Raw genomic sequence first — 2953 nt, 5'->3', positions numbered from 1 at the left:
CAGCGGCGTCCACGAAACGCTGGATGATCATTGGTTGCGCCATCTCAGTGAGTCGGCTCGACTCCACTGTGGACACGCGCGCAGGCATCGACAATTGTGATCATGATCCCCCCCAGGACTTCACAATGGAGCCAGAATAGGCCTCGATGCGCCCTGGAACAGGCCATTGATCGGAGTCAGCCCGAAGGGGCCACGACGCCTCGGTGAACGGGCGTCAAAATTCGGCCGATCATCCCCCTAGCGCGGAGAGGAGTTTCAGCCTAAGGGTATTTGAGCGAGCAAATTTCCGGCGAAAGAGGTCGCAGGCCGGGGATCTTCCACCCGGACGGCTCCCTTAGCGGCAGCTCAGACGGGGTGCGCAGTGGCGGCGACGTCACTCATCGTACGGCCGCGGTGGCGCTGGATCGACGCCCCTGGTGAAGCTTTTCGGCAACTGCGCCACCAGGTCCTGGAACTCGCCTACCGTGACCGCCTCGCGCAGGGTGGCGAAGACCGCCCGGACCCCGACCTGTGCGGTGGCCGGCTCGACGCCGGCCCGGTCGGCCACCCGGCGCAGGAACTCGACCGGTCCGAAGGTCTCGGCCGCGCCCGGCGTGGTCTCCGGCGGCGGCCCGGCCAGGTATGCGCTGAGCTCGTCCGGGAGCTGGGCGCTCAGGTCGTCGACCTCGCCGGCCTGGACCCGTTCGGCCACCGTCACCAGCACGGCGCGGGCGATCGCGGCGGCCCGCTCCGGAGGCAACTCTGCCCGCCGGGCGACCGCGTCGACGAAGAGGGGAAAGCGCACCGAGGTCCTCCTGTCGCTCCGCCGATCGGCCGCACCGGCGACCCGGTGTCGGCGGGTCGTCCGTCCGGAATCCGACCGTCGGCGGCCGGCCCGCCCGGTCGGGAATCCGACCGCGGTTACCCGCCCCGCCGGGGCGCAAACGGCCGCCTCACCCGACCGGTTCGGCACCGGCCCGGTCGGTCACTGCGGGATCGGCGCGCCACACCGGGGCGCAGGGGTCAGCCGGGCGCGGCGGCAGCCCTCCCCCACCGTCCCCGGGACCGAACCGGTAGCCCGCCGCCGAGCGTCGCTCAGGCGAGCAGGGCCCGCCGGCGCAGGTCGTCGAAGATGATCCGGTCGACCGGGGAGACCCGGTCCCGGTCGGCGTACCCGAGCCAGGCGACCTCCTCGATCTCGTGGTCCGGCCGGGGCTCGCCCTGGTGCTCGGCCGTGTAACAGGTCATCCGTACCAGCCTGCCCGCCGGGTGGCCGTGCGCCTGGGCGATGAACGTGCCGACGTGCACGGCCGTCTCCGGGTCGATCACCACACCCAACTCCTCGGCGATCTCGCGGGTGAGGGTCTCCCGGTCGGTCTCGCCGGGCTCGCGCTTGCCGCCGGGCAGGTACCAGACGTCCCGGCCCCGCGAGCGGGTGCTGAGGATCCGGCCGCGCTCGATCCGGATCCAGGCGATCTTGTCGATGGGGTCCACGGGCGGTCCTCCGGTGCCGGCGGGCACCCACTGTAGACGCCGGCCCGGACGTGCCGCGGTTTGGCGGCGGGGGCCGGCCGGGCATTCCGACCGCACGGGGTGCTCCCGGAGGGAGGGCGCGGATGAGCTGGTGGCGCGACCGGTGGCGGCGGCGGAAGCCGCCGGAGAACGTGGCCGAACTCCTGACCAGCACGGGACCGTTCCGGGTCGCCAGCGAACAGGTCGCGCTCGGCGACCGGGAGACCGTACGGCGGTGGCTGCGCGAACTCGATCCCGACCTGGGGCAGCAGGTCTTCGTGCACCGCCCCTGGGGGACGGTCGCCGCGGTCAGCGACCGCCGCGATCCGGTGAGCGTGGTGATGTCGGACGCCGAGGGGCGCCCCTGGGCCGCCTACGTCCGCGGCGCGGACCACCGGGTATACCTCATGCCCGAGCAGGTCGAGTCGGTGATGCTGGCGGCGCTCACCTCGGACGGGCCCCCGGCCGGCCCCGACTGGCGGCGACTGGACTGACGGGTCGGGTGGCGCTCACCCCTCGGCGAGGGTGTCGAGCAGCAGCGAGGCCGTCCAGCTGAACGCCGCCGAGCCGAGCCCCGCCGCGGTGTCCGGGTGGAAGTACTCGTGGCAGCCGCCGGCGGCGACCAACGCCAGCATCGACTCGCGCAGCCCGGCGGCCAGGTCCGGCCGGTGGTGCGCCCGCAGCCCGCGCCAGAGCAGCCAGTTGGTGTTCATCCAGCTCGGGCCGCGCCAGTAGCGCAGCGGCTCGAAGTCCGGCGCGGTGCGGTCGTGGGTGGGCAGCGGGCGCGGCATGCGGGGGGCCAGGCCGAACCGCGCCGAGCACGCCTCGGTCAGCACCGCCCGCACCTGGCGCGCCGGCAGGTCGGGCAGGATCAGCGGCATCAGCCCGAGCACGGTACGGGCCGGGATCAGCCGGTCGGTGCGCAGGTCGCGCGGGTGGAAGGTGCCGGTGACCGGGTCGTAGAGCCGGCGGACCACGGCCTCGGTGATCCGGGCCGCGCGGTCCCGGTGCGGGCCGGGATCGGCCCCGACCACGGCGGCGATCCGGGCCAGGGCGTGCTCCGCCGCGCCCAGCGCCGCGTTGAACAGCGGGCACTCCACCAGGAACGGATGCCACCCGGCCAGCGCCTGGTCGGTGTAGTGACGGCCGCGATAGGAGGCGACGATCGCGACGTACCGCGCGTAGTCCAGGTCCGTGGGGCGGTGCGCGGCGTCGGCGTGCGCGGTGTCGTGCCGACGGTACGCCCGCATGACGGCGGCGTCGGCCGGTACCGCCGCCATCGGCGCGTCCCAGGCCGGGCTGTTGTCCAGGCCGGACTCCCAGGGGTGCACGATGGCCGCCAGCCCGGCCCCGCCGACGTCCCGCCGGCCGGTGAGGTAGCGCTGCTGGGCGACCAGCCTCGGGTACAGCCAGCGCAGCGCCTGGGCCGACGCCTCGGAGGGGGCGCGGCGGTGCACCAGCC

Annotated in this window: 4 protein-coding genes; 1 reads left to right on the top strand and 3 read right to left on the bottom strand. The window is 74.1% G+C overall.

Annotated elements, in window-relative coordinates; translation table 11 throughout:
* Positions 1–373: 373 nt before the first annotated feature.
* Both JNW89_RS33070 and JNW89_RS33065 read right to left on the bottom strand, forming a co-directional pair.
* Entirely contained in the window at positions 374–784 is a 411-nt protein-coding gene (locus JNW89_RS33070) for a DUF2267 domain-containing protein (RefSeq protein WP_238452035.1), read from the bottom strand.
* Between the two features lie 290 nt (positions 785–1074).
* Positions 1075–1473, bottom strand: a complete 399-nt coding sequence (locus JNW89_RS33065) for an NUDIX domain-containing protein (protein WP_238452034.1) — start codon at positions 1471–1473, stop codon at positions 1075–1077.
* Between the two features lie 122 nt (positions 1474–1595).
* Between JNW89_RS33065 and JNW89_RS33060 the strand changes: the two genes are divergently transcribed.
* Positions 1596–1985, top strand: a complete 390-nt coding sequence (locus JNW89_RS33060) for a hypothetical protein (RefSeq protein ID WP_238452033.1) — start codon at positions 1596–1598, stop codon at positions 1983–1985.
* A gap of 15 nt (positions 1986–2000) precedes the next feature.
* On the opposite strand, the gene JNW89_RS33055 is transcribed toward JNW89_RS33060, so the two are convergent.
* The coding region (locus tag JNW89_RS33055; RefSeq protein WP_238452032.1) for a hypothetical protein at positions 2001–2953 on the bottom strand (953 nt) is incomplete at its 5' end.

This window comes from Micromonospora sp. 4G55, from assembly GCF_016803375.1.
This window is presented reverse-complemented; position numbering and strand designations above follow the sequence as displayed.